Origin of the sequence: Chryseobacterium mucoviscidosis (genome assembly GCF_002177115.1) — a bacterium.
In the GTDB taxonomy this organism is placed as follows: Bacteria; Bacteroidota; Bacteroidia; order Flavobacteriales; family Weeksellaceae; genus Chryseobacterium; species Chryseobacterium mucoviscidosis.
The window spans coordinates 45,945-71,290 of record NZ_MVAG01000128.1 but is presented as its reverse complement, the minus strand read 5'-3'; the positions used below and the strand labels follow the sequence as shown (position 1 = coordinate 71,290).

21 protein-coding genes are annotated in these 25,346 nt (G+C 37.6%); 8 read left to right on the top strand and 13 right to left on the bottom strand.

The features are described from left to right. Positions 1–316 precede the first annotated feature (316 nt). Complete coding sequence (gcvP, locus tag B0E34_RS14965; protein ID WP_087710719.1) at positions 317–3,175, bottom strand: aminomethyl-transferring glycine dehydrogenase; 2,859 nt, start codon at positions 3,173–3,175, stop codon at positions 317–319. 375 nt (positions 3,176–3,550) lie between these two features. Further along, positions 3,551–3,922, bottom strand: coding sequence for a response regulator (locus tag B0E34_RS14960; RefSeq protein WP_087710717.1), 372 nt, complete (start codon positions 3,920–3,922; stop codon positions 3,551–3,553). 199 nt (positions 3,923–4,121) lie between these two features. Here B0E34_RS14960 and B0E34_RS14955 point away from each other — a divergent pair, with 199 nt between their 5' ends. Next, on the top strand, positions 4,122–5,408 hold the full coding sequence (locus tag B0E34_RS14955; protein ID WP_228423091.1) for a PQQ-dependent sugar dehydrogenase: 1,287 nt from the start codon (positions 4,122–4,124) through the stop codon (positions 5,406–5,408). 146 nt (positions 5,409–5,554) lie between these two features. Here the strand turns inward: B0E34_RS14955 and B0E34_RS14950 are convergent, their stop codons facing one another. From B0E34_RS14950 to B0E34_RS14905, 10 genes are all read right to left on the bottom strand, one after another. Further along, positions 5,555–6,187 carry a YciE/YciF ferroxidase family protein gene (locus B0E34_RS14950; protein ID WP_087710713.1) on the bottom strand — a complete coding sequence of 211 codons (633 nt, stop codon included), beginning with the start codon at positions 6,185–6,187 and terminating at the stop codon, positions 5,555–5,557. A gap of 87 nt (positions 6,188–6,274) precedes the next feature. Next, positions 6,275–6,871: a Crp/Fnr family transcriptional regulator gene (locus B0E34_RS14945; protein WP_087710711.1), complete on the bottom strand. Its 597-nt coding sequence runs from the start codon at positions 6,869–6,871 to the stop codon at positions 6,275–6,277. 249 nt (positions 6,872–7,120) lie between these two features. Continuing rightward, positions 7,121–7,789, bottom strand: a complete 669-nt coding sequence (locus tag B0E34_RS14940; protein ID WP_087710709.1) for a MarR family winged helix-turn-helix transcriptional regulator — start codon at positions 7,787–7,789, stop codon at positions 7,121–7,123. 150 nt (positions 7,790–7,939) lie between these two features. After that, on the bottom strand, positions 7,940–8,638 hold the full coding sequence (locus B0E34_RS14935; RefSeq protein ID WP_087710708.1) for an SDR family NAD(P)-dependent oxidoreductase: 699 nt from the start codon (positions 8,636–8,638) through the stop codon (positions 7,940–7,942). Positions 8,639–8,868: 230 nt separating this feature from the next. Continuing rightward, positions 8,869–9,150, bottom strand: a complete 282-nt coding sequence (locus B0E34_RS14930) for a TIGR03643 family protein (protein WP_087710706.1) — start codon at positions 9,148–9,150, stop codon at positions 8,869–8,871. A 168-nt stretch (positions 9,151–9,318) separates the two neighbouring features. Further along, positions 9,319–10,797: a cryptochrome/photolyase family protein gene (locus B0E34_RS14925; protein ID WP_087710704.1), complete on the bottom strand. Its 1,479-nt coding sequence runs from the start codon at positions 10,795–10,797 to the stop codon at positions 9,319–9,321. Next, positions 10,782–12,080: a DASH family cryptochrome gene (locus tag B0E34_RS14920; protein WP_087711520.1), complete on the bottom strand. Its 1,299-nt coding sequence runs from the start codon at positions 12,078–12,080 to the stop codon at positions 10,782–10,784. The genes B0E34_RS14925 and B0E34_RS14920 overlap by 16 nt, the downstream gene beginning before the upstream one ends. Further along, positions 12,032–12,187, bottom strand: coding sequence for a DUF2256 domain-containing protein (locus B0E34_RS14915; RefSeq protein WP_082423549.1), 156 nt, complete (start codon positions 12,185–12,187; stop codon positions 12,032–12,034). The genes B0E34_RS14920 and B0E34_RS14915 overlap by 49 nt, the downstream gene beginning before the upstream one ends. Before the next feature lie 310 nt (positions 12,188–12,497). Beyond that, positions 12,498–13,814, bottom strand: a complete 1,317-nt coding sequence (locus B0E34_RS14910; protein ID WP_087710702.1) for an ABC1 kinase family protein — start codon at positions 13,812–13,814, stop codon at positions 12,498–12,500. Between the two features lie 521 nt (positions 13,815–14,335). After that, positions 14,336–14,995, bottom strand: a complete 660-nt coding sequence (locus B0E34_RS14905) for a TetR family transcriptional regulator C-terminal domain-containing protein (protein WP_087710701.1) — start codon at positions 14,993–14,995, stop codon at positions 14,336–14,338. A 97-nt stretch (positions 14,996–15,092) separates the two neighbouring features. Here B0E34_RS14905 and ribA point away from each other — a divergent pair, with 97 nt between their 5' ends. The 5 genes from ribA (at position 15,093) to pgl (ending at position 21,040) form a co-directional block, all read left to right on the top strand. Continuing rightward, positions 15,093–15,683, top strand: a complete 591-nt coding sequence (ribA, locus tag B0E34_RS14900; protein ID WP_087710699.1) for a GTP cyclohydrolase II — start codon at positions 15,093–15,095, stop codon at positions 15,681–15,683. 48 nt (positions 15,684–15,731) lie between these two features. Then, positions 15,732–17,168 carry an SDR family oxidoreductase gene (locus B0E34_RS14895; RefSeq protein ID WP_087710697.1) on the top strand — a complete coding sequence of 479 codons (1,437 nt, stop codon included), beginning with the start codon at positions 15,732–15,734 and terminating at the stop codon, positions 17,166–17,168. A gap of 229 nt (positions 17,169–17,397) precedes the next feature. Continuing rightward, positions 17,398–18,816, top strand: a complete 1,419-nt coding sequence (gene gnd, locus B0E34_RS14890; RefSeq protein WP_087710695.1) for an NADP-dependent phosphogluconate dehydrogenase — start codon at positions 17,398–17,400, stop codon at positions 18,814–18,816. Positions 18,817–18,825: 9 nt separating this feature from the next. Next, positions 18,826–20,307, top strand: coding sequence for a glucose-6-phosphate dehydrogenase (gene zwf, locus B0E34_RS14885; RefSeq protein WP_087710693.1), 1,482 nt, complete (start codon positions 18,826–18,828; stop codon positions 20,305–20,307). Positions 20,308–20,329: 22 nt separating this feature from the next. Continuing rightward, the gene (gene pgl, locus B0E34_RS14880; protein ID WP_087710691.1) at positions 20,330–21,040 is read left to right on the top strand and encodes a 6-phosphogluconolactonase; all 711 of its coding nucleotides are present in this window, start codon (positions 20,330–20,332) and stop codon (positions 21,038–21,040) included. Between the two features lie 335 nt (positions 21,041–21,375). Here the strand turns inward: pgl and B0E34_RS14875 are convergent, their stop codons facing one another. Further along, positions 21,376–22,911: a peroxidase, FMP-type gene (locus B0E34_RS14875; protein WP_087711519.1), complete on the bottom strand. Its 1,536-nt coding sequence runs from the start codon at positions 22,909–22,911 to the stop codon at positions 21,376–21,378. 332 nt (positions 22,912–23,243) lie between these two features. On the opposite strand from B0E34_RS14875, the gene B0E34_RS14870 reads away from it, so the two are divergent. Beyond that, positions 23,244–23,420, top strand: a complete 177-nt coding sequence (locus tag B0E34_RS14870) for a BF3379 family histone-like protein (protein ID WP_076394683.1) — start codon at positions 23,244–23,246, stop codon at positions 23,418–23,420. Between the two features lie 305 nt (positions 23,421–23,725). Then, on the top strand, positions 23,726–25,291 hold the full coding sequence (locus B0E34_RS14865) for a M20/M25/M40 family metallo-hydrolase (RefSeq protein WP_087711517.1): 1,566 nt from the start codon (positions 23,726–23,728) through the stop codon (positions 25,289–25,291). Positions 25,292–25,346: the final 55 nt, after the last annotated feature.

Below are 25,346 nucleotides of genomic sequence, written 5' to 3'. Positions count from 1 at the left end.
AAAAAGGCAGAACTTGATAGAAATAATTTTTGGACATTTGCAACAGTACTTCCTTATAGTATATCTTCAATATTTACAGGAAATATGTCTCCAATAACACCAATAGCCAATATATTTTATTCCTTTCATTATTTTATAATTTATTGTATCGGAATAGGTGTTTTTCTTCACTTTTTAATTTTGAACATCAATTTTTTAATTAGAAATTGAAAGTCTTAGGCTTCCAAACAAGATTGCTTCGTCGCTTCGCTCCTCGCAATGACATAAAAAATCCCTCTCATCACTGAAAGGGATTTACTTTATCTAAAACTTCTAATTACATATAAGCTTCAATCGGCTCACAGGTACAAACTAAGTTTCTGTCTCCGTAAGCTTCGTCTACTCTGGAAACTGTAGCAAAGAATTTGTGGTCTCTTACCCAATCTAAAGGGTAAGCTGCCTTTTCTCTGCTGTATGGTTTATCCCAAGAATCGGAGATTACCAGTTGTTCCGTGTGAGGAGCGTTTTTCAATACGTTGTTGGCTGCATCTGCTTCACCATTTGCAATCTCATCAATTTCCTGTTTGATGGCAATTAAAGCTTCTGCAAAACGGTCGATTTCTGATTTGCTTTCAGATTCAGTCGGCTCAATCATTAAAGTTCCTGCAACCGGGAAAGAAACCGTAGGAGCGTGGAAACCATAGTCCATCAGTCTTTTCGCCACATCAGCAACTTCAATTCCTAAAGATTTGAACTGTCTGAAATCTACGATACATTCGTGGGCAACTCTTCCGTTTTCGTTTGAATATAAAATCGGGAAATGTTCTGCTAAAATTTCTTTTAAATAATTAGCATTTAAAATAGCGTGTTCCGTTGATTTTTTCAGACCTGAATTTCCTAACATTTTGATGTAAGCGTAAGAAATATTCAGAATTAATCCAGAACCGTAAGGTGCTGCAGAAATACCTTCAATCGCATCTTTTGATCCGATTCTGATATTTGCATTGGAAGGTAAGAAAGGAACTAAATGTTTAGCCACACAAATAGGACCAACTCCGGGACCTCCTCCTCCGTGAGGAATTGCGAATGTTTTGTGTAAGTTTAAATGACAAACGTCTGCTCCGATGTTTCCGGGACTTGTGTATCCAACCTGAGCGTTCATGTTCGCTCCGTCCATATAAACCTGTCCTCCGTGTTCGTGAATCAAAGCTGTAATTTCTTTAATGTTGGCATCGAAGAATCCGTATGTAGACGGATAGGTGATCATTACACAAGAAAGGTTTTCAGAATGCTGTTCTGTTTTTGCTTTTAAATCTTCGAAATCGATTTCTCCGTTCTCAAGGTTTTTAACCACAACAATTTTCATTCCTGCCATTGCTGCAGAAGCAGGGTTAGTTCCGTGTGCAGACTGAGGAATTAAAACCACGTTTCTGTGACCTTCACCTCTTGAAATGTGATATTCTCTGATCACCATTAATCCTGCGTATTCTCCCTGAGCTCCGGAATTTGGCTGAAGAGAAGTTCCTGCGAAACCTGTAATTTCAGCTAAATCTTTCTCCAGTTCACGGATCATTTCCTGATAACCTCCTGCTTGGTCAACCGGTACAAACGGATGAACAGAACCCCAATTGTCCCATGAAAGCGGTAACATTTGCGTTGCGGCGTTCAGTTTCATCGTACAGGAACCTAAAGAAATCATTGAGTGGGTCAACGATAAATCTTTTCTTTCAAGACGCTTGATGTAACGCATCAATTCCGTTTCCGTATGGTATTTGTTGAATACTTCTTCCGTAAGAATTTCGTCTTTTCTTAAATTCTCTTCCGGAATGCTGTATCCTTCTTTAATTTCTAATTTGAAAGTCTGTTTGTCTTTGAACTGGGCAAAAGAAGCCATCAGATAATTTAATTTATCCAATGTTGTACTTTCGTTGATCGCAATACTTACCACTCCTTCCGTGAAGTAGTTTAAATTTAATTTGTGATCAAGCATCATTCTCATCAGCCTTCCTTTCTCATCCTCGTTCATCGTGATTTTTACCGTATCAAAGATCGGTTCTTCCACGATTTCATATCCTAAAGCTTTCAGACCTCCCTTCAAAGCGTTGGCTTTGAAATGAATCTGATCTGCGATATAATTTAATCCTTTCGGACCGTGATAAACAGCGTACATTCCAGCCATAACAGCTAAAAGAACCTGAGCTGTACAGATGTTTGACGTTGCTCTTTCTCTCTTGATGTGCTGTTCTCTCGTCTGTAAAGCCATTCTTAAAGCACGTCTTCCATACACATCCTGGGAAACTCCGATAATTCTTCCCGGAATATCTCTCTTATAATCTTCCTTACAAGAGAAGAATGCTGCGTGAGGACCACCGTAACCCAATGGAATTCCGAATCTCTGGGTTGTTCCAACAGCACAGTCAGCGCCCATTGAAGCCGGAGATTTTAACTTCACCAAAGCCATCGGATCACACGCTACAACTACCTGAAGATCTAATTTTTTATATTCAGCGATATCATCTGTATAATCTAAAACAATTCCGTTTTTACCAGGATACTGCAATAAAACTCCGAAATAGGAACCATCCAGTTCATGTGTTTTATGATTTCCTTCTACAATTTCGATTTCAAGACCTTCGGCTTTTGTTTTTAATACAGATACTGTCTGAGGAAGCACAAGATCGGAAACAAAGAATTTATTGGCTCCGGCTTTTTTCTGGTCTTTCGTTCTGTTGTTGAAGAACATATGCATTGCTTCCGCAGCAGCCGTAGATTCGTCTAATAATGAAGCATTTGCCAAGGCAAAACCTGTAAGATCACACACAACAGTCTGGAAATTAAGAAGTGCTTCCAGTCTTCCCTGTGCAATTTCCGCCTGATAAGGAGTATATGCGGTGTACCAACTCGGATTTTCAAAGATGTTTCTCTGAATAGCCGATGGCAACAACGTGTTGTGATATCCGAACCCGATGTAGCTTGTATAATCAGTGTTTTTCGACGCCAGTTCCTTAGAATGGATCAGCATTTCATATTCTGAAAGCGGTTCTGAGATTTCAAGATCTTTTTCTAAACGGATAGAAGAAGGGATGGTTTGAGAGAGAAGCTCCTCGATACTTGAAACGCCAACTTTTTCCAGCATTGCCTGTTTATCGGCTTCATTTAAGGAAATGTGACGGCTCACAAACTGTTCTGTATTCATTTTTATTTATTAGATTTTGTTTGTAAAAAAGATTCGTAAAATTACGCATTTTTAGAAAATTGTACAACTAAATTAAAATCATAAATAAATAATATAAAGTATTTTAACTTGTTTAAAATTAAAGCCTTTTTGTTGAGTTATTGAACATAAAATCTGTTAAAAAAAGCAGTTGAGAATAAATTTTACTGCCAGTTAAATTTTCTAAAATTTAAAAATAATCAATATTACAAGTACTTATTTTTAAACTCACCAGGTTTTATAATTATTTAAATGTTAAGTTTTCCAAATCTGTTTACCGAAATTCATAATATTATCAATTAAAAATCCTCCAAAATTTAAATTTGGAGGATCTATTTATAGTAAGGCAATGTTAATTTATTGAAGGTTAGGCTGTTTTATCAAATCTTCAATCTTCAAAATAACATCATCAATATCAAAAGGTTTTGGGATAAAAACATCCGCTTTGCAGGAGTTTACAACGTTTGCCGCTTTTGCATGAGCGCTGATAATCATTACGGGAATATGAGAGGTTGCGGGATTTTCTTTGATCTGGTTGCATAAATCTGTTCCCAAACCATCCGGTAATTTCACATCCATGATAAAAATATCGGGAACTACGGATTGATCTCTGTTGTTAAATGCTTCAGCATTGGCGAAAGAACGTACATCATAATTCTCAAATGACAGGAGTAGCTGCAATGCATCTCTGATGCCTGTCTCATCTTCAACGATAAAAATTGTTTTCATATCCGTTGCATCGCAAAAACAAAGCCAATCTTAAACGAAATCTTAAATTAATGAAAAATTCAAGATCAATTTTATCTGATTCGGAAGAAATCGGTTAATAATATTCATCGATATAAGTTATTTTATTAAAGGAATACTTTTTGTAATCTCTGAGAAACAAAACCACAACTTAAAATATATGAAACATTATTTTCTACCCATGTTAACTTTACTCACGTTGAGCTGTAAAGAAAATAAAAATGACAAAGCAGAAAACAACACTGCGGTAACTAAAACAGATACACTGAAGCTTCCTGCACCGGATGAAAAAAACAGCAAGACAAAATTCAGCAACGTATTGGGATGGTCTAAAGGAAAAGCGCCTGTTGCTCCTGAAGGATTTACCGTGACAAGATTTGCAGAAAATATTAAAAGCCCCAGAAATATGATTCAGGCTGAGAATGGAGACGTATTTGTGGTGTTGTCTAATTCTGAACGTACCGTTTCGGAGAAAATTAAAAACGATATTAGTGGAAAAAGTGATGCTGAAGTAGGAGGAAAATCTGCCAACAGAATAATTCTCTATCGCGATGCCAATAAAGACGGAATTCCTGAATCTTCCAGCGTATTTTTAGCCAATCTTAATCAGCCATACGGAATGCTCATCATCAATGATCAGTTTTATGTTGCTAATACCGATGGTTTATGGGTTTATCCTTACAAATTGGGAGATACGAAGATTTCAAAACCTGGGAAAAAGATCGTAAATCTTCCTGCGGGTGGATACAACAATCACTGGACGAGAAATTTAATAGCAAACAAAGACAAATCTAAAATCTATATTTCTGTAGGATCGGGAAGTAATGTCGGCGAAAACGGAATGGATAAAGAGGTGAGGAGAGCCAATATCTTAGAAGTAAATCCTGATGGAAGCGGGGAGAAGATCTACGCAGCCGGTCTCAGAAATCCTGTTGGAATGAGCTGGAATCCCGTAACCGGAGAACTCTGGACTGTCGTAAATGAAAGAGATGAATTGGGCGATGATCTGGTTCCGGATTATCTTACCAGTGTAAAACAGAATGCTTTTTATGGCTGGCCGTATTCCTATTTCGGTAAAAATGAAGATCCGAGGAGAAAAGGAGAAAGACCGGATCTTGTACAGAAAACCATCGTTCCGGATGTTCCTTTGGGAAGTCATACTGCATCTTTAGGGTTAACATTTTATACAGGATCACAATTTCCCGAAAAATATAAAAACGGAGCTTTTATCGGACAGCACGGATCATGGAACCGCTCATCTTTGGTAGGATATCAGGTTGCTTTTGTCCCTTTTAAAAACGGAAAACCTTCCGGTTCATATCAGCCTTTTCTTACAGGTTTTATAGCAAATGAAGCAAAAGGAGATGTTTACGGAAGACCGGTTGGTGTTTTGCAGATGGCAGATGGGTCTTTACTGGTCGCAGATGATGTAGGAGGAATTGTCTGGAGAGTATCTCGTAAAAATTAATGAAATTCAATAGAGTGTCAGAAAGCAGTCATTCAGGGCTGCTTTTTTATTAACCACATCGTTTTCATAGCAAATAAAAAATAGAGCCTGAATGATCAAGCTCTATTTATTTGATTTAAAAGTTCTTTTACCTTCCGTAAAATATTTTACAATGCTTTGCTGTTAAGATTGGTGTCTGCAACTTTTGTAAGCAGCTCATCACACTTTTTTTCTTCTTCTAAAGTACTTAGAAGATGCTGAAGGCACTCTTTTTCTTCCAGTAATTTTGCGAAAGCTGCTAAAGTTCCGTAGGTGGCAATTTCATAATGCTCAACCTTCTGTGCTGCGGCAATAATTCCGGCATCTCTTACAGCTCCGGGTTCTGTTTCTTCAATAATGCTTTTTCCTTCATCCAGTAAACCCTGCATCGCATCACATTTTTTAGCCTGAGCTTTTTTGCCTAAAGCTTTGAAACATTCTTCCAGTCTTTCCACATGACCTTCGGTTTCAACTATATGATTTTCTATTGCTTTTTTCAGTTTTTCATGCGTTGCATTCTTCATCATGGTAGGCAACGCTTTCAGTAAAGCTTTTTCTGCCCAGTAAATGTCTTTCAAAGAATCTTCAAAAAGGTCTTTTAGCTCTTTTGCCGCGTTTTTCTTTGCCGGAGTTTTAGAGGTTGCTTTTGTTGAAGTTTTAGAGATTGCCTTTGTTGGAGTTTTGGCATTTGATTTTGCTGCGTTTTTTGTTGGTGCTGATTTTTTCGCAGGTGTTTTTTTAGTTGCGGTTTTTGTTTCCATAATATACTATTTTAGTGTTTGGTTGCTGGTGAATCTGCAACTATAAGACCACTTTGGCTCAAAACACACAACTGTGGTATGAAAAGATCAGACAAAGATTTTTCTGTTGATGATTTTCAGATATTCCTCTTTTTCCAGCTTTTTCACAGCTCTCACCACTGTTTCAACTCTTAAGGCGGTAATAGCGGCAATTTGCTGTCGGGTTAGCGGAACTTCATAGGAATATTTCGACTGGCCTTCATAAAAACTTTTATGATAATCTAAAACCCCCACAATTCTTATTTCCGGACGAAGAGACGAATTGTTTTCCAGCATAATATATTTGTAATAAAGTCTTTCGGACAAGAATTTGTTGATGTCTCTTGAAATTTCAGGATTCTCGTCAAGAAGCTTTTCAAAACTTCTTTTTGAAAGTCTTAATACAGTACATTTTTCAAAAGTAACGGCATTTACTGGATAGGTCTGATCAATGAACAGCAAAAGTTCGCATACACTCAGTCCTCTGTCCAGAATGGCAAGAATAAGTTCCCTGCCTTCATCATTGTAATGGTTGAGCTTTATCCTGCCTTTTACAACCTGATAATAATATTTCGGTTTTTCCCCTTCATTAAAAATAGTTTCATTACGATCAAAAGATTCTTCTTCTGCACCGTAGTCTAATAAAAGTTTTTCAGATATTAACATATATAGAATTTTGTGATTTAATAATGGTATTTCAGGAACCGGATTAATTAAATTTTAAAATAAAAAATCGTACCATTATGGCGAATCACAATCTCCGCTATCTGATGAAAATTACGCTATAATTTGTATTACACGAAAAATGTAGTGTATGACAAATTAAAATAAACTGAAAATATGTAAAATAGCACAAAACTTTCAAACAAAATAAAAATGTCTGAAAGTTTCAGTAGTTTTAAAATTTTAGATTGATTATATTTCTGAGTTCCTTTTGTGGGCAACCAAATCCATAACTTTTCCAATATCTTCATTTCTATATTCCGAGTATACATGCGAGTGAAAATCATTCAGCTTCCTCAGCAATTCCAGAAGTTCGGTTTTTTCTTTGTTTTCCAGTTTTCCGGCAAGAATTCTCGACGTCATATTTACCTTTTCAACAGAACGGTGGAAATAATCTTCACCTTTTTCGGTGATATTGAGACGCTTGCTTCTTTTATCTTCGCTGTCGTTCTTTTCTTCGATTAAGCCATATTCCAGAAGACGTTTGATGATTTGGGTTCCCGTCTGTTTTTCGTGCCCGTTCCTTTCAATCAGTTGAATTTTAGTCAGATTCGGTTCATCTTTCAGTCGGTAGAGATAGGTAAATTCTTCATTGGCGAGTTCAGGAAAATCATTCAGTCCCTTTCGGATCAGTTGTTTAGAATATCGTCCCAAAAGCAGAACCTGTTTGCAGATTTCATTTTCTGTGAAAGAAACCTGATGCTGTTCATTTTTAAAAAGCTTGGTCGGGCTCTCTTTTCTGTATTTTTTATCATTCAGCCAAAGACGGAAATCCTCGACCGTAGAGTGAGGTTTATAAGCTTCGGAATTTTCAAATTCTTTAACCTGATGCAGCAAATCAATGAAAAAATCAGTATTCATAGTGCAAATTTAATCTAAGTATTTTAAATATTTTTTTATAATCTTATAAAGAGGTTTAAGAATCTAAATCCTCCAACGCTTCAACTTTCAACCCTCCAACGCTCAAACCCCTCAAACTCTCCAACCCTCAAACTCTCCAACTCACTAACCCTAAAGCTTAACACTTCCCATTCCGCCATCAATTCCGAAAACCTGTCCTGTAATCCATGAAGATTTATCCGAAACAAGGAAAGCCGTCATTTCCGCGATTTCTTCCGCCGTTCCCACTCTTTGCAACGGATGTCTTTTCGCAGACGCTTCTCTTTTCTCGGGTGTTGCTAAAAGCTGTGATGCTAAATTCGTGTCCGTTAAAGACGGTGCAATCGCATTCACTCTGATTTTCTGAGCCGAAAATTCCGCCGCCAGACTTTTCGTAAGACCTTCCACTGCATTTTTACTCGCCGCAATTGAAGCGTGAAAAGGCATCCCCAACTTTGCCGCAACGGAACTGAAAAGCACAACAGAGGCACTTTCCGACTTTTTAAGATTCGGCAACAGTTTCTGAATAATTTTAACTGCTCCCAAAACATTGATTTCAAAATCATTCTTAAAATCATCTAAAGAAAGTCGGTTAAAAGGTTTTAAATTAATGCTTCCCGGTGCATAAACCAATCCATCCACTACTTCAGGGAAAGTAATTTCATCTAAATTTCCCGAAAGAATATCCATTGTGTGGAATTCGATATTCGGATGATTCAGTTCGTGATTTTCCGTTCTGGAAATTCCAATGATTTTGTGTTGTTCTGCAAGAATTTTTGCCGTTGCTAATCCGATTCCCTTTCCGCAACCGATGATGACGATATTTTTCATAATTTTTATTTTAATGTTTTGAACACGAAGTTCATACAGTTTTATATTTTGATACACTTCGACAGGCTCAGTGTGACATCTCTAATACTATTCGTTTAATTATCTTTTAATTGTCAGCCTGAGCTTAGTTTATCCTGTCTGACGAAATAAAGTGTCTATTTACAATGCTTTTTTGCTCTTTTGCAAAACTTTATTTCCAAACAATTCTTTTGTGACTTTTGTGGTAAAATTTATCTTTTAGAAATTTTATTATTGCTGATAATTCTCTGTCTGCTGCATTTAAAGCGGTTGATTTCTTCGCTTCTTTTTTTCAGATGTTTCTGGCTCACTCCCGAATTCACTCTTTTTCTCCAAAGCTTAAAACTCGATTCTTTCAGCTCCGAACGCATCAGTTCAATTACTTCCGATTCACTGATTCCAAACTGAAATTGTATCGCTTCAAACGGTGTTCGGTCTTCCCACGCCATTTCGATGATTCTGTCGATTTCTTTTATGTTGAGGTTTTTATTCATTTTTTTTGATTTTTAACGCAAAGTCCGCAAAGATTTTTCTTTAAAATTTTGAAAATATTTTTTGTTCGCAAAGGCGTTTCACTCAGCAAAGTCTTTTTATAGAATCTTTTTTGCTCTTTTGAAAACTTTTTACCAATCAATTCTTTTGTGTCTTTTGTGGTTAAAAGATCATTTCAGATTTTCAATAAATTCCTTTGCCATTTTAAAATGCTGTTTTCGTTTCTCTTCCGGCATTTTCTCCAGTGTTCTCAGCATCATTCCCAATCTTGGATTTTTAGCAAAAAAATCTTTGTTGTCATTGATGAAATTCCAAAAAAGCGCATCCCATTGTTCCGCCCATTCTCCATCGGGATAATCGCTCATTTTTTTAATGTAATTGCTTCCGCTGATATACGGTTTCGTGCTCATCTTTCCGCCGTCTGAAAAACTGCTCATTCCATACACATTCGGAACCATCACCCAGTCGTAGGAATCAATGAACATTTCCATAAACCATTGACAGACTTCATCAGGATTGAACTGACAGAGATTCATAAAGTTGGCAAAGATCATCAGTCTTTCGATGTGATGGGCATAGCCGGTTTGCAGGATTTTCTGAAGCGAACTGTCAATCGGGCGAATTCTTGTTTTGGCGGTGTAAAAAGATTCCGGAAGTTTTTGCTTATGATTCCAGTAATTTTTATTCCGCTGATACGTTCCCTGATACACATAAACCCCGCGAACAAATTCTCTCCAACCCAAAATTTGACGGACAAAACCTTCCAGAGAGTTCACCGGAATATCGTGATCTTTTGCAAATGAAATCGCTTTTTCCAGCACATTTTCCGGCGTTAAAAGTCCGACGTTCATTAACGGAGAAAGCACACTGTGATGAAGGAAGTATTCCTTTTCCACGATGCTGTCCTCGTAAACGCCAAATTCCGGAAAGCGGTTTTCAAGAAACTGTTCCAGCCAATTTTCCGCTTCTTTAAAAGTAGTCGGGTAGAGCTGTTCATTCGTAAGCGTTCCGTAATTCTTCGCAAAATGCTTTTCGGTGTATTGTTTTGCTTCCTCGTAAAATTCATTGTTTTTCGGAAAATGAATTGCGGGCGCTTTTTTATTTTTCGGATATTTTTTCCGGTTTTCGGTGTCGTACGTCCATTTTCCGCCCAAAGGTTTTCCGGCTTTCATCAGGATATTTCGGGTAATTCTCTGCTGCTTATAAAAATCAGTCTGATGATAGGCTTTTTTACCTTCAAAATAATCTTTCAGGTCTTCTTTGCTGTTGATGAAAAGCGGACTATCCAAAATTTCGAGTTCCAGTTTTGTTTCCTTTAATCTTTTTTCCAGCCAGTTGTCGCAAACATCCGTTGTTTTTATCGTTGTAAAATTTTCTTTTTTAAGCTTCGGAATTAAATTTCGGATGTCTGAATATTTCGATGAACTTTCAATATATTCAACTTCAAAACCTGCCTTTTTTAATTCATTTTCATAAAATTTCATTGTTGCACGGTGAAACGCAATCTTCTGTTGATGGAATGAATACTGTTTAAAAAACAAAAATTCCTCTATCAAAAATACAGGCTGACTTTTATCCAGATAATCCGTATCCTCAAAAAGCTGATGCGGAAAAATCAATTGGGCGGTATGTTTTACTGTTTTAGCCATAAGCGTCTGAATTTTTGATTGGAATCATACATTTCTGCCTGTTTTTCAGGGTTGAAAGTCCGGTCACGATTATCATTTCCGACTCCGGCGAGATACATCCAATTGCCGTAATTGCTGTGAACATCATAATCAATCAGCATTTCCTCAAAATAAGCCGCTCCAATTCTCCAGTCCTGTTTCAGAATTTTGCAGAAATAGGAAGCTACATTCTGGCGACCACGATTACTCATCCAGCCGGTATTTTTCAGTTCAAGCATATTGGCATTGACGAAATCGGAATCCGTTTCTCCATCCTTCCATTTTTGAATCAATGTTTTATTGTTTTCCGCGAAATATTTTTGATGATTAATTCCGCTTTTCCAGAAAATCAAATCTTTATACTGTAAAGAAACATATCTGAAAAAATCCCGCCACAGCAATTCAAAAATCAACCAATACGTTGAATCATTGGCTCCGAATTCTTCCTCATGTTTTTTTATCTCGTGGTAAATGGTTACCGCAGAAAGACTTCCATCCGACAGCCAAGCCGAAAATTTCGAACTGTAATCTGTTCCCACCAAACCGTTTCGGGTTTGCTTGTATTGACTCAAGTTCTGCGTTTCCGAGAAATAATGATGCAATCTTTTCAATGCTTCATTTTCTCCGCCCGAAAAGGGAAAAGCAGTTCTTTCGTCCGTTTCAAAATCTTCAAAACCGAGCGATTTTAATGAAATGGTATCACTTTTAAAATGAATTTCCGGTTTATCGTACATCAAATCTTCCGATTCAAATTCAGGGCGGATCAGCAGATTTTTTTCAATTTTCTGCCGGAACGCGGTAAAAAGCATCGGAATTTTATCCAAAGTCTTAAAAACAAAAAGCGGATGAACCAGAAACTGAGAATAAGATTTTTCCCAAACGGCAGCCGGAACCACACTTCGGATTTTCATCTGAAGTTCCGTTTCCTCTTTCGTCCATTCTTCCTGACAGAAAATCTTCACGATTTCAAATTCCTCGGAAATTTCTTTAAAAACGTCTTCCGTTTTGCCGTATTTAACTAAAAAAGGAATCTTCTGTTTCGCTAAATTCTGCTTTAAATTTTCTACACTTTCCAGCAAAAATTTTGCACGGTATTTTCCGATTTTTCTGAAACCAAACTGTTTTTGAGCAAAAAATTCAGTGTCAAAAACATACACCACAAGAAAAGGCAACTCTTCCTGCATCACATTATATAAGGATTCTGAATCTCTCGTTCTCAAATCTTTGGTGAACCAGAGGATGTTGATTTTTTGTTTTTTCGGCATCTTTCGCTGCAATATTTTACTTCGTCCCAGTTTTTTTTCCACTTTTTCCGCCAGTTGAAGGGCAGTCCGCAGACTTCACAGATTTTGGAAGGTAATCCTGAAGGCATATTTTTTATATTAAACTTTAATTCAAATACAATTGTAATATTAACAGGTCGCTCCTACGGAGCTTCCTTTTTACGGCTTTCTATTTTCTATTAACAGTACATTCCTACGGAATCTGATAATGCTCCGGTAGGAGCTGACTGTTAATAGCTAACATTTTTATATGATATGAGCTCCGTAGGAGCGACCTGTTAATGATTAATTTGTTCCAACAAAATCGTTTTCAAACCTTTCGGCTCTTTTAATAACCTGTAATTCATCAAAATCTTTTGTGACTTTTGACTCCGTCGAATCTTCGATTTGCGGTTAATATTACTTACAATAATTTTTAAAATTATTAATTGCCACATCTTTCGCTTTCAGATCGTGCATCATATTATACAATCCGAAGAACGTTCGGTTCAGATAAATAAAATGTCGGGAACCGCGGTTGGTGTTCATTCCTTTCATATCACTTGCTTTCGCATATTTTTGTCCTAAATCAGCAATTTCCTGAAAGAATGACTCATCCGAAAAATCAAATTTTTCCTGATTAAAAGGTCTTGTAAACAGTTCCAGCAATTCGTAGAATAATTTGGCAAAAAACTCTTTTTCTTTTTCTGAATCTTCTGTTCGAAGAATTTCCAACGTGAATAATTTCTCACGGAAAATCTCAGGATTTTTTAAATTTTCTTCTTTCGCCAGTTCGAAATACGGAATGTAGAAATCTTCTGGAATCTCTTTGATACAGCCAAAATCGATAACCAATAATTCATTGTTTTCCGAAATCAGGAAATTTCCCGGGTGCGGATCGGCGTGAACTTTTTTCAGAATATGCATCTGATACATATAAAAATCCCAAAGTGTCTGTCCTATTTTATTCAAATCCTCCTGCGAATTCTGTTTTTTGGTAAACTCAGAGAAATGAATTCCGGACATCCAGTCCATTGTGATGATTTTCTCACACGAAAATTCAGGATAATAATGCGGAAATTTTACATTCGGAAGATGACTGCATTCTTCTGCAAAATGCTGACTTCGTTTCAGTTCCAGATTATAATCAGTTTCTTCAAACAATTTGTCTTCCACTTCCTGAAAGTAAGATTCCGAACCTTCTTTTTTGATGTTGAACATCTTCATCGCAATCGGTTTTACCATTTTAAGGTCGCTCGAAATACTTTCTCTTACACCGGGATATTGTATTTTCACAGCCAGTTTTTTGCCGTCTTTTTTTGCAGTATGAACCTGTCCGATACTCGCAGCATTAACCGATTCGGCGGAAAATTCATCAAAAATATCTTCCGGATTTTTCCCGAAATATTTTCGGAATGTTTTCTTCACCAAAGCACCCGACAAAGGCGGAACGGAAAACTGAGAAAGGGAGAACTTCTCCACATATTCCACCGGAAGAATGTTTTTTTCCATACTCAGCATTTGGGCAACTTTGAGCGCAGAACCTTTCAATTCTTTTAACGAATCGTAAATGTCTGCAGCATTGTCTTCGTTCAGAATTTTACGTGCCTCATCTTCGTCTTTCGTGATTTTATTTCCGTAATATTTCAGGTAATTGACACCAACTTTTGCTCCCGCTTTAAGCAGGCTGCTTGTCCGTTCAATTTTTCCTGTAGGAATTTTATCTAATGTTTTCATTTTTAAATTTTGTTTGTCAAATGTTTTTAACGCAATGTTGCAATGATTTTTTAATTGCTAACTGTTTTAAGTTCGCAATGGTGCTTCGACAAGCTCAGCATAATTGTTTATTTCTTAAGCTCCTTTAGGAGCTTTATCTGTGTAGCTTAAAGGATTTGTTTTTGGCGGCACTCCGTAGGAGTGCTATTTTTAATTCATCTTTGAATTTTCAGATTGAACTCCTGCGGAATTCTCTTAAACACAATTATTCGTAATTTCTAAACAGATTCCGCACCTACTGAGCGCACTATTCTATAGATTATTTTCATTCATTTTCGCAGCCGAATTGCTTCATTCTTTTATCTTTAATTTTTGAATCGGCAAATCTAGCAGCCCGACCTGAACGGAGCTCTTTTTGTAAATCAATGGCTGAGGAATCGAAGTCATTGGTTTGCAAAAAAGCGGGAGTGGAGGGCGGAAATAGCTGTCCAAATAAATATTAGCTTATTCGAAACCACAAGCCAGTTGCCAATCGCCATTCATCAACTCATTTTAAACTTTTCTTTCCACAGAAATTTTCCAAGATCAAAAACTTTTCTCAATGGTTCATTATCCATTAATTCAAAACCGGTGTCAATTGTTTTTTCGATGAAAATATCAGTCTTTTCAAAATCCGGAGAAGTGTCTTTTTTCCAGAAATCAATGGCAGAGACCAAATGAAGCCAAAGTGCTTCCTGTCTCGATTTTTCGTTGAATTTTCGGATGTCTTCTTTCGCTTTTTCAATCATTTCCCATTCGTTGAAATCGAGCGTATTGACAAATTGTTTGTGCGTTTCCTTAAGATTCTGAAGGGTTTTGATGTTCTGGAGCTTATTGCTTCCCAAAATTGATAACACTAAAGAACGGTTCATCGTCATATTTTCAAAGAAAATGTAATACACATTCAGGAGTTTTTCTTTGGTGGTGACTTCGCTCGAGGAATTTACTTCCGAAGCGAGTTCCAGAGATTTCGTGAAAAGATGATTCAATATTTCTCTTTCGATTTGCTCGAATCCTGAGAAATAATGATAAAACTCTTTCTCCTCAAAATTATTTTCTTTCGCAAAAAGGTAAACGTTTTTCGGTTTTTCTCCGTGATTCAAAAGATAATCTCCGTATAATTCAAATATTTTTTCTTGCGTGATATTGGCTTGTTCTTGCATAATAGAATTTATTTATTGACAAATTTAGTAAATAAATTTACATTTAATTAAAATAAAGTATAAATTTGTACTATATAAACCATTTAATTTTTGAATTATGTTGACAATACAGGCACAATCGAATATACCTACAGATTTTGGAATGTTTACTGTTTATGCATTCTCAGAACACGAAGAAGACTGGAATCCGCACTTGGTTTGGGTAGCAGAAAATACAGATTTCAGCAAAACGGTAAACGTGCGTTTTCATTCGGAATGCATTACAGGTGAGATTTTTCATTCTAAAAAATGTGAATGCGGACAGCAATTAGACGCGGCAATGAAATATATGTCGGAAAACGGAGGAATGATTATTTACCTTCGACAGGAAGGTCGTAATATCGGAATCATCAATAAGTTAAGAGCGTATGCGCTTCAGGAAAAAGGTTTTGATACGGTGGAAGCGAATTTAAAGTTGGGTTTACCCGCAGACGGAAGAAATTTTGATGTGGCAGTTGAAATGCTTAAGATTTTGAATGTGAAAGAAATTAATCTGCTGACCAATAATCCGGATAAACTTAAATCTCTGGAAAACAGCGGAATTATTCTCAATCATAGAGTTCCTTTGGAAATAGAATCTAACGAGGTAAACGAAAGTTATCTTTCAAAAAAGAAAGATTATTTTGGACATCTCTTAGAAAAGGTATAATTTTCTCATTACGCTGAGAAACAAATTCCAGTCACCAAAACCAATCTTATGAAAAAAATTCTGCTAACCGGAGCCACCGGATACATCGGAAAACGAATGATAAACGTAATCGCTGCACAAGGTTATCAGGTAGTCTGCTGCTGCAGAGATAAAAACCGTTTTTCTAAAAGTGTGGATATTGATGATGCCCAGATTGAAGTGGTGGAAGTGGATTTTCTGAAACCCGAAACACTGGAAAATATTCCGAAAGATATTTCGGGAGCGTATTATCTGATGCATTCGATGAGCAACAGCAACGATTATGCAGAAATTGAAAGACAATGCGCCGTTAATTTTTCAAATTATATTGAAACCACCGACTGTAAACACATTATTTATCTTTCGGGTTTGGCGAATGAAAAAGAATTATCACAACATTTGAGTTCAAGATTTGAAGTTGAAAAAATCCTGATGAAATGTAAAGTTCCGGCAACCGTTTTACGGGCTGGAATTATCATTGGTTCAGGAAGTGCATCGTTCGAAATCATCAGAGATCTGGTTGAAAAATTACCGGTGATGGTGGCTCCGAAATGGCTCCACACGAAATGTCAGCCGATCGGAATTGCCAATGTTCTGGATTTTCTGATTTTTACTTTATTTAAAGAACAGGCATATCACAGAAATTTTGATATCGGATGCGATAATGTTTTGACCTACAAAGAAATGCTTTTGGAGTTTGCCAAAATCAGAGGATTGAAAAGGAAAATTTTCACCGTTCCTGTAATGACTCCGAAATTGTCTTCATATTGGCTGTATTTCATTACTTCAACATCATACAATTTAGCTTCTGCATTGGTTGGAAGTATGAAAATTGAAGTTATCTGCAGACCGGAAAGCCTTGCGGAAATTAAACAGATTACCGGAGTTCAGCCTTTTTCTTATGATACAGCGTTAAGAAGAACTTTGGCTAAAATTCAGGACAACGAAATTGCTTCAAGCTGGAAAGACAGTTTTATCAGCAGCAGAAGCGATTCCAGCCTGAAAGATTATCTCGATGTTCCAAAATACGGCTGCTTTGTAGATTTGAGAACTGAAGAATATGATGACCGTGAAAAATGTCTCCACAGAGTTTTTTCGTTAGGTGGCGCAAATGGATGGTATGGTCAAAGTCTCTGGAAAGTTCGCGGTTTTATGGATTTATTGGTTGGCGGACCAGGATTGAGACGTGGAAGAACGCATCCCGATAAACTTCACGAAGGTGATGCACTGGATTTCTGGCGTGTTCTGTATGCCAACAAAGAAGAAGGAAAACTGATTCTTTTCGCAGAAATGAAACTTCCTGGAGAAGCGTGGTTAATGTTTAAAGTGTATAAAGGTAAACTTTGGCAAAAAGCGGTTTTCCGACCTCATGGATTAACGGGAAGACTCTATTGGTATTCTGTTTTGCCGTTTCACGGAATTATCTTTAAAGGGATGGTAAGAAGACTGGCAGGAAAAATTTCTTGATTTCAAATATATCCGATTATTTTTTAAGAATTGGCAGCACATAAGCGTGTTGCCAGTTTTTGTATGACATCTCAGCGGTAAACAATTGAGGATTATATTTTTAAGCAAATTTTAAATATTGCCTTAAACATCATATAGAAAATTTTTATTAATCTTATTTCTATATCACTTTCATAATGCTTAATTTTAAAGCTTTAAACGTTTAAACATTTACTAATACATCATCATAATGGAAAAATACAGTTATGGTATGATCGGACTGGGAGTTATGGGGAGAAATCTCCTGTACAACATCGCCGATCACGGATTTTCTATTGCAGGATTTGATCTTGATCATGAAAAAATAAAAGATTTGGAAGAACAGAAAACTTCCGGTATGAATATCAAAGGAATACCTTCTCTGGAAGATTTTGTATCGCAGTTGGAAACACCGCGAAAAATTATTCTGATGGTTCCTGCCGGAAAACCGGTAGATGCGGTATTAGAAAATCTTAAACCGATTCTGAGCGAAGGAGATATCGTAATAGATGCCGGAAATTCTTATTTCAAAGATACCGACCGACGTGTGGCAGATCTGGCTTCCCAAAAGCTTCATTTTATGGGAATGGGAGTTTCGGGAGGTGAAAAAGGAGCGAGAACGGGACCAAGTATTATGCCGGGTGGCGATCAGGAAGCGTTCGTACTTTTACAGCCGATGCTGGAAGCCATTGCAGCCAAAGTAGATAGTGATTCGTGTACAGCCTACATGGGAAAAGGTTCTGCCGGAAATTATGTGAAAATGGTTCACAACGGTATTGAATATGCCATCATGCAGCTCATCAGCGAAGCGTATGATTTGCTGAGAAAAGGAGCAAAGCTTACAAATGATGAGCTTTATGAAGTGTTTAAAGAATGGAATAACGGAGAAATGAATTCTTTCCTGATCGAAATTACAAGAGACATTTTCCAGCAGAAAGATTCTTTAACCGATGGTTATCTTGTTGATCAGATTTTAGATAAAGCAGGTGCTAAAGGAACCGGAAAATGGACTTCCGAACAGGCAATGGAAATCGGCGTTTCAATTCCGACGATTGATATTGCGGTAACGTCCAGAATTTTATCAGCTTATAAAGACGAAAGAATAAAAGCGTCGCAACTATATTCTCACAGTGAGGTTGTAACTCCTGAGAACAAAGAAATTTTCATTAAAGAAGTGGGAGAAGCTCTGTATTTATCTACACTAATCAGCTATGCACAAGGTCTGGCTTTACTGGTAAAAGCTTCTGAAGAATATCAGTTTGAAATTCCTCTGAAAGATGTAGTAAAGATCTGGAGAGGAGGATGCATTATCCGTTCTGTTTTATTGGAGAAATTCTATACTGCCTACACAAAAAATCCTCAGCTTTCCAATATTCTGCTTGATGAAAATATCGCAGCTATCGTTAAAGAAAAGGTTTCTTCATTGAGAAAAACAGCAGCTTTTGCAGTTTCAAACGGTATTTCAAGCTTAGGACTTCAGACGGCTTTAGGTTATTTTGATGCCTATACCACAGAATCTCTTCCGGTGAATCTGATTCAGGCACAGAGAGACTATTTCGGAGCACATACCTACCAGAGAACCGACAGAGAGGGAGTCTTTCATACCAACTGGGATAGTTTTAATCATTAAAATTCAGAAATGAGCGAAAATAAAGTTTTGCAGCCCACCACAATTATCATTTTCGGCGCAACAGGAGATTTAGCAAAAAGAAAACTTTTTCCTGCATTTTACAACCTGTACATAGATGGAAGAATGCCGAAAGGCTTTAACATCATCGCTTTGGGAAGAGCAGATAATTCCGACGAATATTTTAAAAATTACATCAGAGAAAACCTGAACAGCTTTTCAAGAAAAAAAGTAACTTCAGAAGACTGGGCGGGTTTTCAGGCGCACATAACGTATGTTCAGCATCAGCTTGATGAAGAGAGTTCCTATAAAAATCTTAATCAGAAGCTGGAAAGTTTTGACAAAGTCTACGGAACAAGAGGAAACAGACTTTTTTACCTTTCAATAGGTCCCAATTTTGTGGCTACTATTTCCAATCATATCAAAAATGCATCGCTGGCTTCAGATCCTGAAAAAGACCGTATTATTATCGAAAAACCTTTCGGACACGATAAACAGTCTGCCATTGAACTGAACAGCCTTTTGGCGGAAGCATTTGAAGAAGAACAGATCTACCGCATCGATCATTATCTGGGAAAGGAAACCGTACAGAATATTCTTGCCTTCAGGTTCGGAAACTCTATTTTTGAACCTTTATGGGATAATAAACATATCGAATCTATACAAATTACCGTAGCTGAAGAAGTAGGAGTGGAAACCAGAGGAAGCTTCTACGAGCAGACCGGTGCGCTCAGAGATATGGTTCAGAATCATCTTTTGCAGATTCTCTGTATGGTGGCAATGGAACCGCCTGCTTCACTGGAATCCGGAGAGATCAGGGATCGTAAAGTAGATGTCCTGAAATCTATCCGAAGAATTCCTGCGGAAAAAGTAGACCATTATGCCGTAAGAGGACAGTACGGAAAAGGAAAGTTAAATGGCGAAAAAGCGAAAGGTTACAGGCAGGAAGAAGGGATTGCGCCGGATTCCAACACAGAAACTTTTGCCGCCGTAAAGTTCTATCTGGATAATGAAAGATGGCAAGGTGTTCCGTTTTACGTAAGGACAGGGAAAAAGATGAAAGAAAAACATTCTTACATCACCATTCAGTTTAAGCCGCTTCCACATTCTACGTTTTCAGAAAGCTCGCAACAATTGTCTGCCAATCGACTGATTATCAATATTCAGCCTTTAATGGATATCAGACTCCAGTTTATGGCAAAAAAACCGGGACTTTCTCTGGTTTTAAAACCTGTAGAAATGATTTTTGATAATTTTGCCTGTCAGGAAGACACTCCGGAAGCTTACGAAACCTTATTGCTGGATGCACTTTTAGGAGATTTAACCCTGTTTATGCGTTCCGATCAGGTGGAAGAAGCATGGGATGTGGTAAAAACCATTCAGGAAGCGTGGGCAAATGAAAAAGATGCCTCTTTCCCGAATTATGAAGCCGGAAGCTGGGGTCCTGAAGAAAGTACTGCTCTGGTAGAAAGACAGGGACATCACTGGGTTTAAAATTTAATAAAGAAAAGTAAAAATGAAGATTACCGTATTTAACGATTTAGATACATTATATAAAAAAGCAGCAGACCGTTTTGTAGATTTGGCTGAAAAGTCGATTCAGGATCACGACCGTTTTGTGGTGGCATTAAGCGGAGGTTCTTCTCCGAAAGCGATCTTTAAGCTGTTGGCTTCCGGGGAATATGCAGATAAAATAGAGTGGAGCAAAGTCTTTTTTTTCTGGGTAGACGAAAGATGGGTTCCGCTGAATGACGAGAAAAGCAATGCTAAAATGACATTCGATACACTTCTTGATCATGTTTCCGTAACTAAAGATCACATTTTCCCAATGTATAAAGACGGAGTTTCTGCGGAAGAATTTGCTGCGGAATATGAAAATCAGATCAGAAATGTTCTGGGAAATGACGGAAGTTTTGATTTTATTCTGTTGGGAATGGGAGACGACGGACATACAGCATCACTGTTTCCGGGAGAAAAAGTGCTCTGGGAAAAGGAAAAGTGGGTGGATGCGTATTACCTGAAACCTCAGGAAATGTTCAGAATTACCCTTACAGCTCCAGTCATCAATAACGCTGAAAATATTTTAATCGTCACCTTTGGAGAAAGCAAAAAACACGCTCTGAATGAAGTTTTAAACGGAGTTTACAATCCCGAACAATATCCGATGCAGCTCATTGAGAAAAGAGGTTGTGTAGAACTTTTCACAGACGAAAAAGCAAAAGGATAATCATTAAATTTTAATTTATTTAAGCTCTTTATTTGAACCACAAAAAAGGACAAAAGATTGAGCTGCTGTAGTTAAAGTTAACAAAGATTTTAAAGTTTTTTAAAACAAAAATATTCTTGTTGGAAAATGCAAAGACGCAAGATTTCTATTAGTTTCAAATCTTTAAGGCGCAAGAAAATCAAAGATTTTCAATAAAGAATTGATGTTTAATTTTATCGTAGATAAAATCTTTTCTGGTTAAATTAATAATTGTTTAAATAGGTATTGCGTATATTAAGCAGCGACGGCACTTGTGCCGTCGCTGCTTTCTTTAAAACCATAGTATAAATATTTACTTACCCTTTGTGATACGGACAGCCTGATGTCGCAGCCGGAGCATTTAAGGATATATTTTCCGGAGTTTTTGTTCCTTCAAAAAACTGCTCTTCTATAATTTTTCTCTGCTCTTCAGGAATATCCTCCAGTTTTCGAAGCGTGTTCACCTGAATATGCGGCCAGCTTGTCGTTCCGCCGTCATCTCCGAAATGGAATTCAAAAAGAATAATCTGCTCATACTGAAGCTGAAGAATCTCTCTTCCGTTTTCTACCACCGTTTCGATCCACATTCTGAAATTTACCTCCACCATTGGAACAAAACGGTTTACGAAAGGAACATTTAAAATCCCGCCCTGTGCGCCGGTTTTGTTTTTGGAAGACATCTGAAGAAAAACATAATTCTTAACTTCCTGTCCGCTGAGCGTATCTCTTAATCTCAGATCCGGTCTTACCGAATAAGGATAAAGATCGTGTGCAAGAATTCTCTGCGTATAAATTTTATTTTCTCCCGGATCATTTTGGTCATTCAGCGTTTCGTGAACCCAAGCCGGAGCGGGCTCATCCAGATTGATAGGATGCGTTTCACTCGCTCCTGCTCCTCCCATCGTTGGCGAAACAGATAGAAAATCGTAATTCCATGCCTTATCGCCTTCCGGAAACTGCGGAGCTTCCTGAACAAGATAATTGGATTGGGAAGGCACGATGTCGCCCAGTAAAGTAATCGTGCTTCCGTGAGGAATCACTCCGCTTCGCGAAATAGAATAATCCGGAATAAAATACGGTCCGCGATTACCGGCTCCCGGTTTCAGTTCTTTTGCCGGAATGATCTCATAATATTCCTGTCCTTCCTTCAGTTCGCTCATCAGAATATACTGAGGATTTCCGTTTTCATCCTTCACTTGTACCAAAGGTTCATTTCTGTATTCGCCTTTGTACCCGTAGTTTTTATAATCTTCCTCATCAAAAGCATGAATTCCGCGGTCTCTTTCGATGGATTCTTTTGTAGCTGCATGATTGTAAACATCACTCAGCCAGAGATACATCCCGTTTTCTTCATGAATGGGCGTGTACAGCAAATCCGGATTATCTTTTTGGGTATTCACACTTTTAATGCTTTGCTCGTACTTTATAGCCCCGCAGAAAAGCTCATTTGCCCCGCCACGATTGCGTACACCTCCCGGAACAAGAGAAAATACCAGTTTTTCTATGTATTCTTCACATTCAAAACTGAACTTTCCCGGAATTGTTCCCGAATTGGTTCCCGGTGAAGGCATAATCGTGGTATGAACGCCGCTTCCGTTCATTGTTCTGTCGATATTTTTATTGTAATCGGCGTTGTAGCTCACCCAGGTTCCGTCCAGAGCCTTTAAAATTCCATAGTCTACATTATCTACAATCTGGTTCAGATTTTTTTCTCTGAAAGGAATCAGCGGATCATCAATCGTGAGTTTGGAATACCCTTTCATAAGGTTTTCCAGAAAACCCTGAGAACTGTCTGCGGATGTTCTCAGAAACAGGTTTTCCTGCTCAATACTTTCTTTTTGTCTTTTCAGCATGGTAATTTCGTTTTTGTAATGGTTAGTTTTTTGATTCGGAAAATGATTCAAACTTCAAAATAGAGGTCTGAATCTTTTCGGAATCATCAGTTTTATGCATCCAAAATTAATGAGTTTAAGAAACAAAAAACTCAGTAGTTTTACTTAATTCTATTGGTTGATCATAACTTGCTTTTACAATCCCTGATATCTTTTATATCCCTACATTTTACAGTAATCTCAGGCATTTTGTAGTAAAATTGAAATTATTTGTGAATTCTTGGAAATTTTTTCATCACTATTAGGCTGGAATCACCATAAAAGCTATATTTGCAGCCTAAATTTTAAAAATAATGAAAGAACTAATTGAAAAAATCAACGCAGAATTTGAAGCTTTCACAACTGAGGCAAACCAACAAGCAGAAAAAGGAAACAAGGCAGCTGGAACAAGAGCTCGTAAAGCAGCTTTGGAACTAAGCAAGCTTTTCAAGGAATTCAGAAAAGTTTCTGTTGAAGAATCAAAAAAATAGTTGTTCCCAAAACCGGCTTTTCAGTCGGTTTTTTTATTTGAATTTTTACAAAGAAATTTACTTTTTAAATAATCACATACGTCACATGAGATTTAAACACTCGTTAAGTCGTAAGAAAACATCAGTTTCTGAAAATCTCTGATTTTCCTCTTATGTAGTCTTGATTTGTGGATTGTAAATCAAAAGCGAATCTCATTCACCCTTGACTTTTTCACCATTCACAGCAACAATTCACCATCACCAAATCCTTTCTGCATTTTCCCATTTTCCAGAATCTCTTTATCTTTAACGAATCAATGATTAATATGAAGATAAACAGATTTCTTACGTTGCCTGTTATGATGGCAATGACTCAATTTTCTTTGGCTCAGAATGCCGTTCCTCAGGAAAAACTTAATCCCGTTGTTCAGAATTTCGTGAATGAGGTAAACAATAGTTCCCAGCTTGAAACGATGGCATATGAACTTTTGGACGGAATAGGTCCGCGTCTGATCGGAACTCCGGAAATGCTTGCCGCCAATGAATGGACGGCAAATAAACTGAAATCATGGGATATTGAAGCCAGTCTGCAACAGTTTGGAACATGGAAAGGATGGCAAAGAGGGATTACTCATGTGGATATGATGTTTCCGCGGATGAAAAGTTTATCGGCAACCCAGTTAGCATGGAGTCCGGCAACCAAAAAAGCAGTGGAAGCAGAAGTTGTTATTCTCCCGAAAGTCTCTTCCAAAACTGAATTTGATCAATGGATGTCTTCCGTGAAGGGAAAAGTTGTTTTGATGGCGCAATACCAGAAAATCGGTCGTTCAGACGATCAGATTAAAGAATTTGCCACGCCTGAACTGTATGAAAAGCTTAAAAAAGAGAAAGAACAGGCTTCAAAAGAGTATCAGAATTATATAAAAAGCATCGGCTATAACAATGAAACGCTTCCCGAAGCTCTGGAAAAAGCAGGAGCGGCAGGAATTGCAATTTCCAACTGGACTGGAATTATGGGAGCCAACAGAATTTTTGAGGCAAAAACGAAGAATATTCCCATGTTCGATATTGAGCTTGAAGATTATGGAATGTTGTACAGAATGGCGGAAAACGGCGCAAAACCCAAGATCAGGATGGAGATGAAGTCAAAAATCCTTCCCGAAGCAAAATCGTTCAACACCATCGGAATGATTAAAGGAAAAGAAAAACCTGATGAATACGTTATTCTTTCTGCGCATCTGGATTCGTGGGACGGTGCGCAAGGCGCTACAGACAACGGAACGGGAGTTTTAACCATGTTGGAAGCGATGAGAATTCTTAAGAAATATTATCCCGATAACAAAAGAACCATTATTGTCGGACTTTGGGGCAGTGAAGAGCAGGGACTGAACGGATCAAGAAGTTTTGTGGCGGATCATCCTGAAATTGTAAAGGGAGTTCAGGCGGTTTTCAATCAGGACAACGGGACGGGTAGAGTAGTGAACATCAGCGGACAGGGTTTTGTACATGCTTACGATTATCTTGGAAAATGGCTGAACGCGGTTCCTAAAAATATTAAAAGCCAGATTAAAACAGACTTTCCGGGAACTCCGGGTGGAGGAGGTTCTGATCATGCTTCTTTCGTGGCAGCGGGAGTTCCGTCATTCGGATTGGGTTCTTTAAACTGGGGATATTTTGGCTACACATGGCATACGACAAAAGATACGTACGACAAAATCATTTTTGATGAGGTGAAAAGCAATGTGATTCTAACGGCAACTTTAGCGTATATGGCTTCAGAAGACCCCGAATTTTCAAACAGGGAAAAAAGGGCAATGCCGCTGGACGATAAAGGACAGATTACTAAATGGCCGGAAGTGAGAAAAGCGGTAAGAGATTCTAAAGATTATTAATAAAGTTTAAGTAAAAGTTAGAAAACTCTATAGAGTTTTATCTGTGTAGAAAACA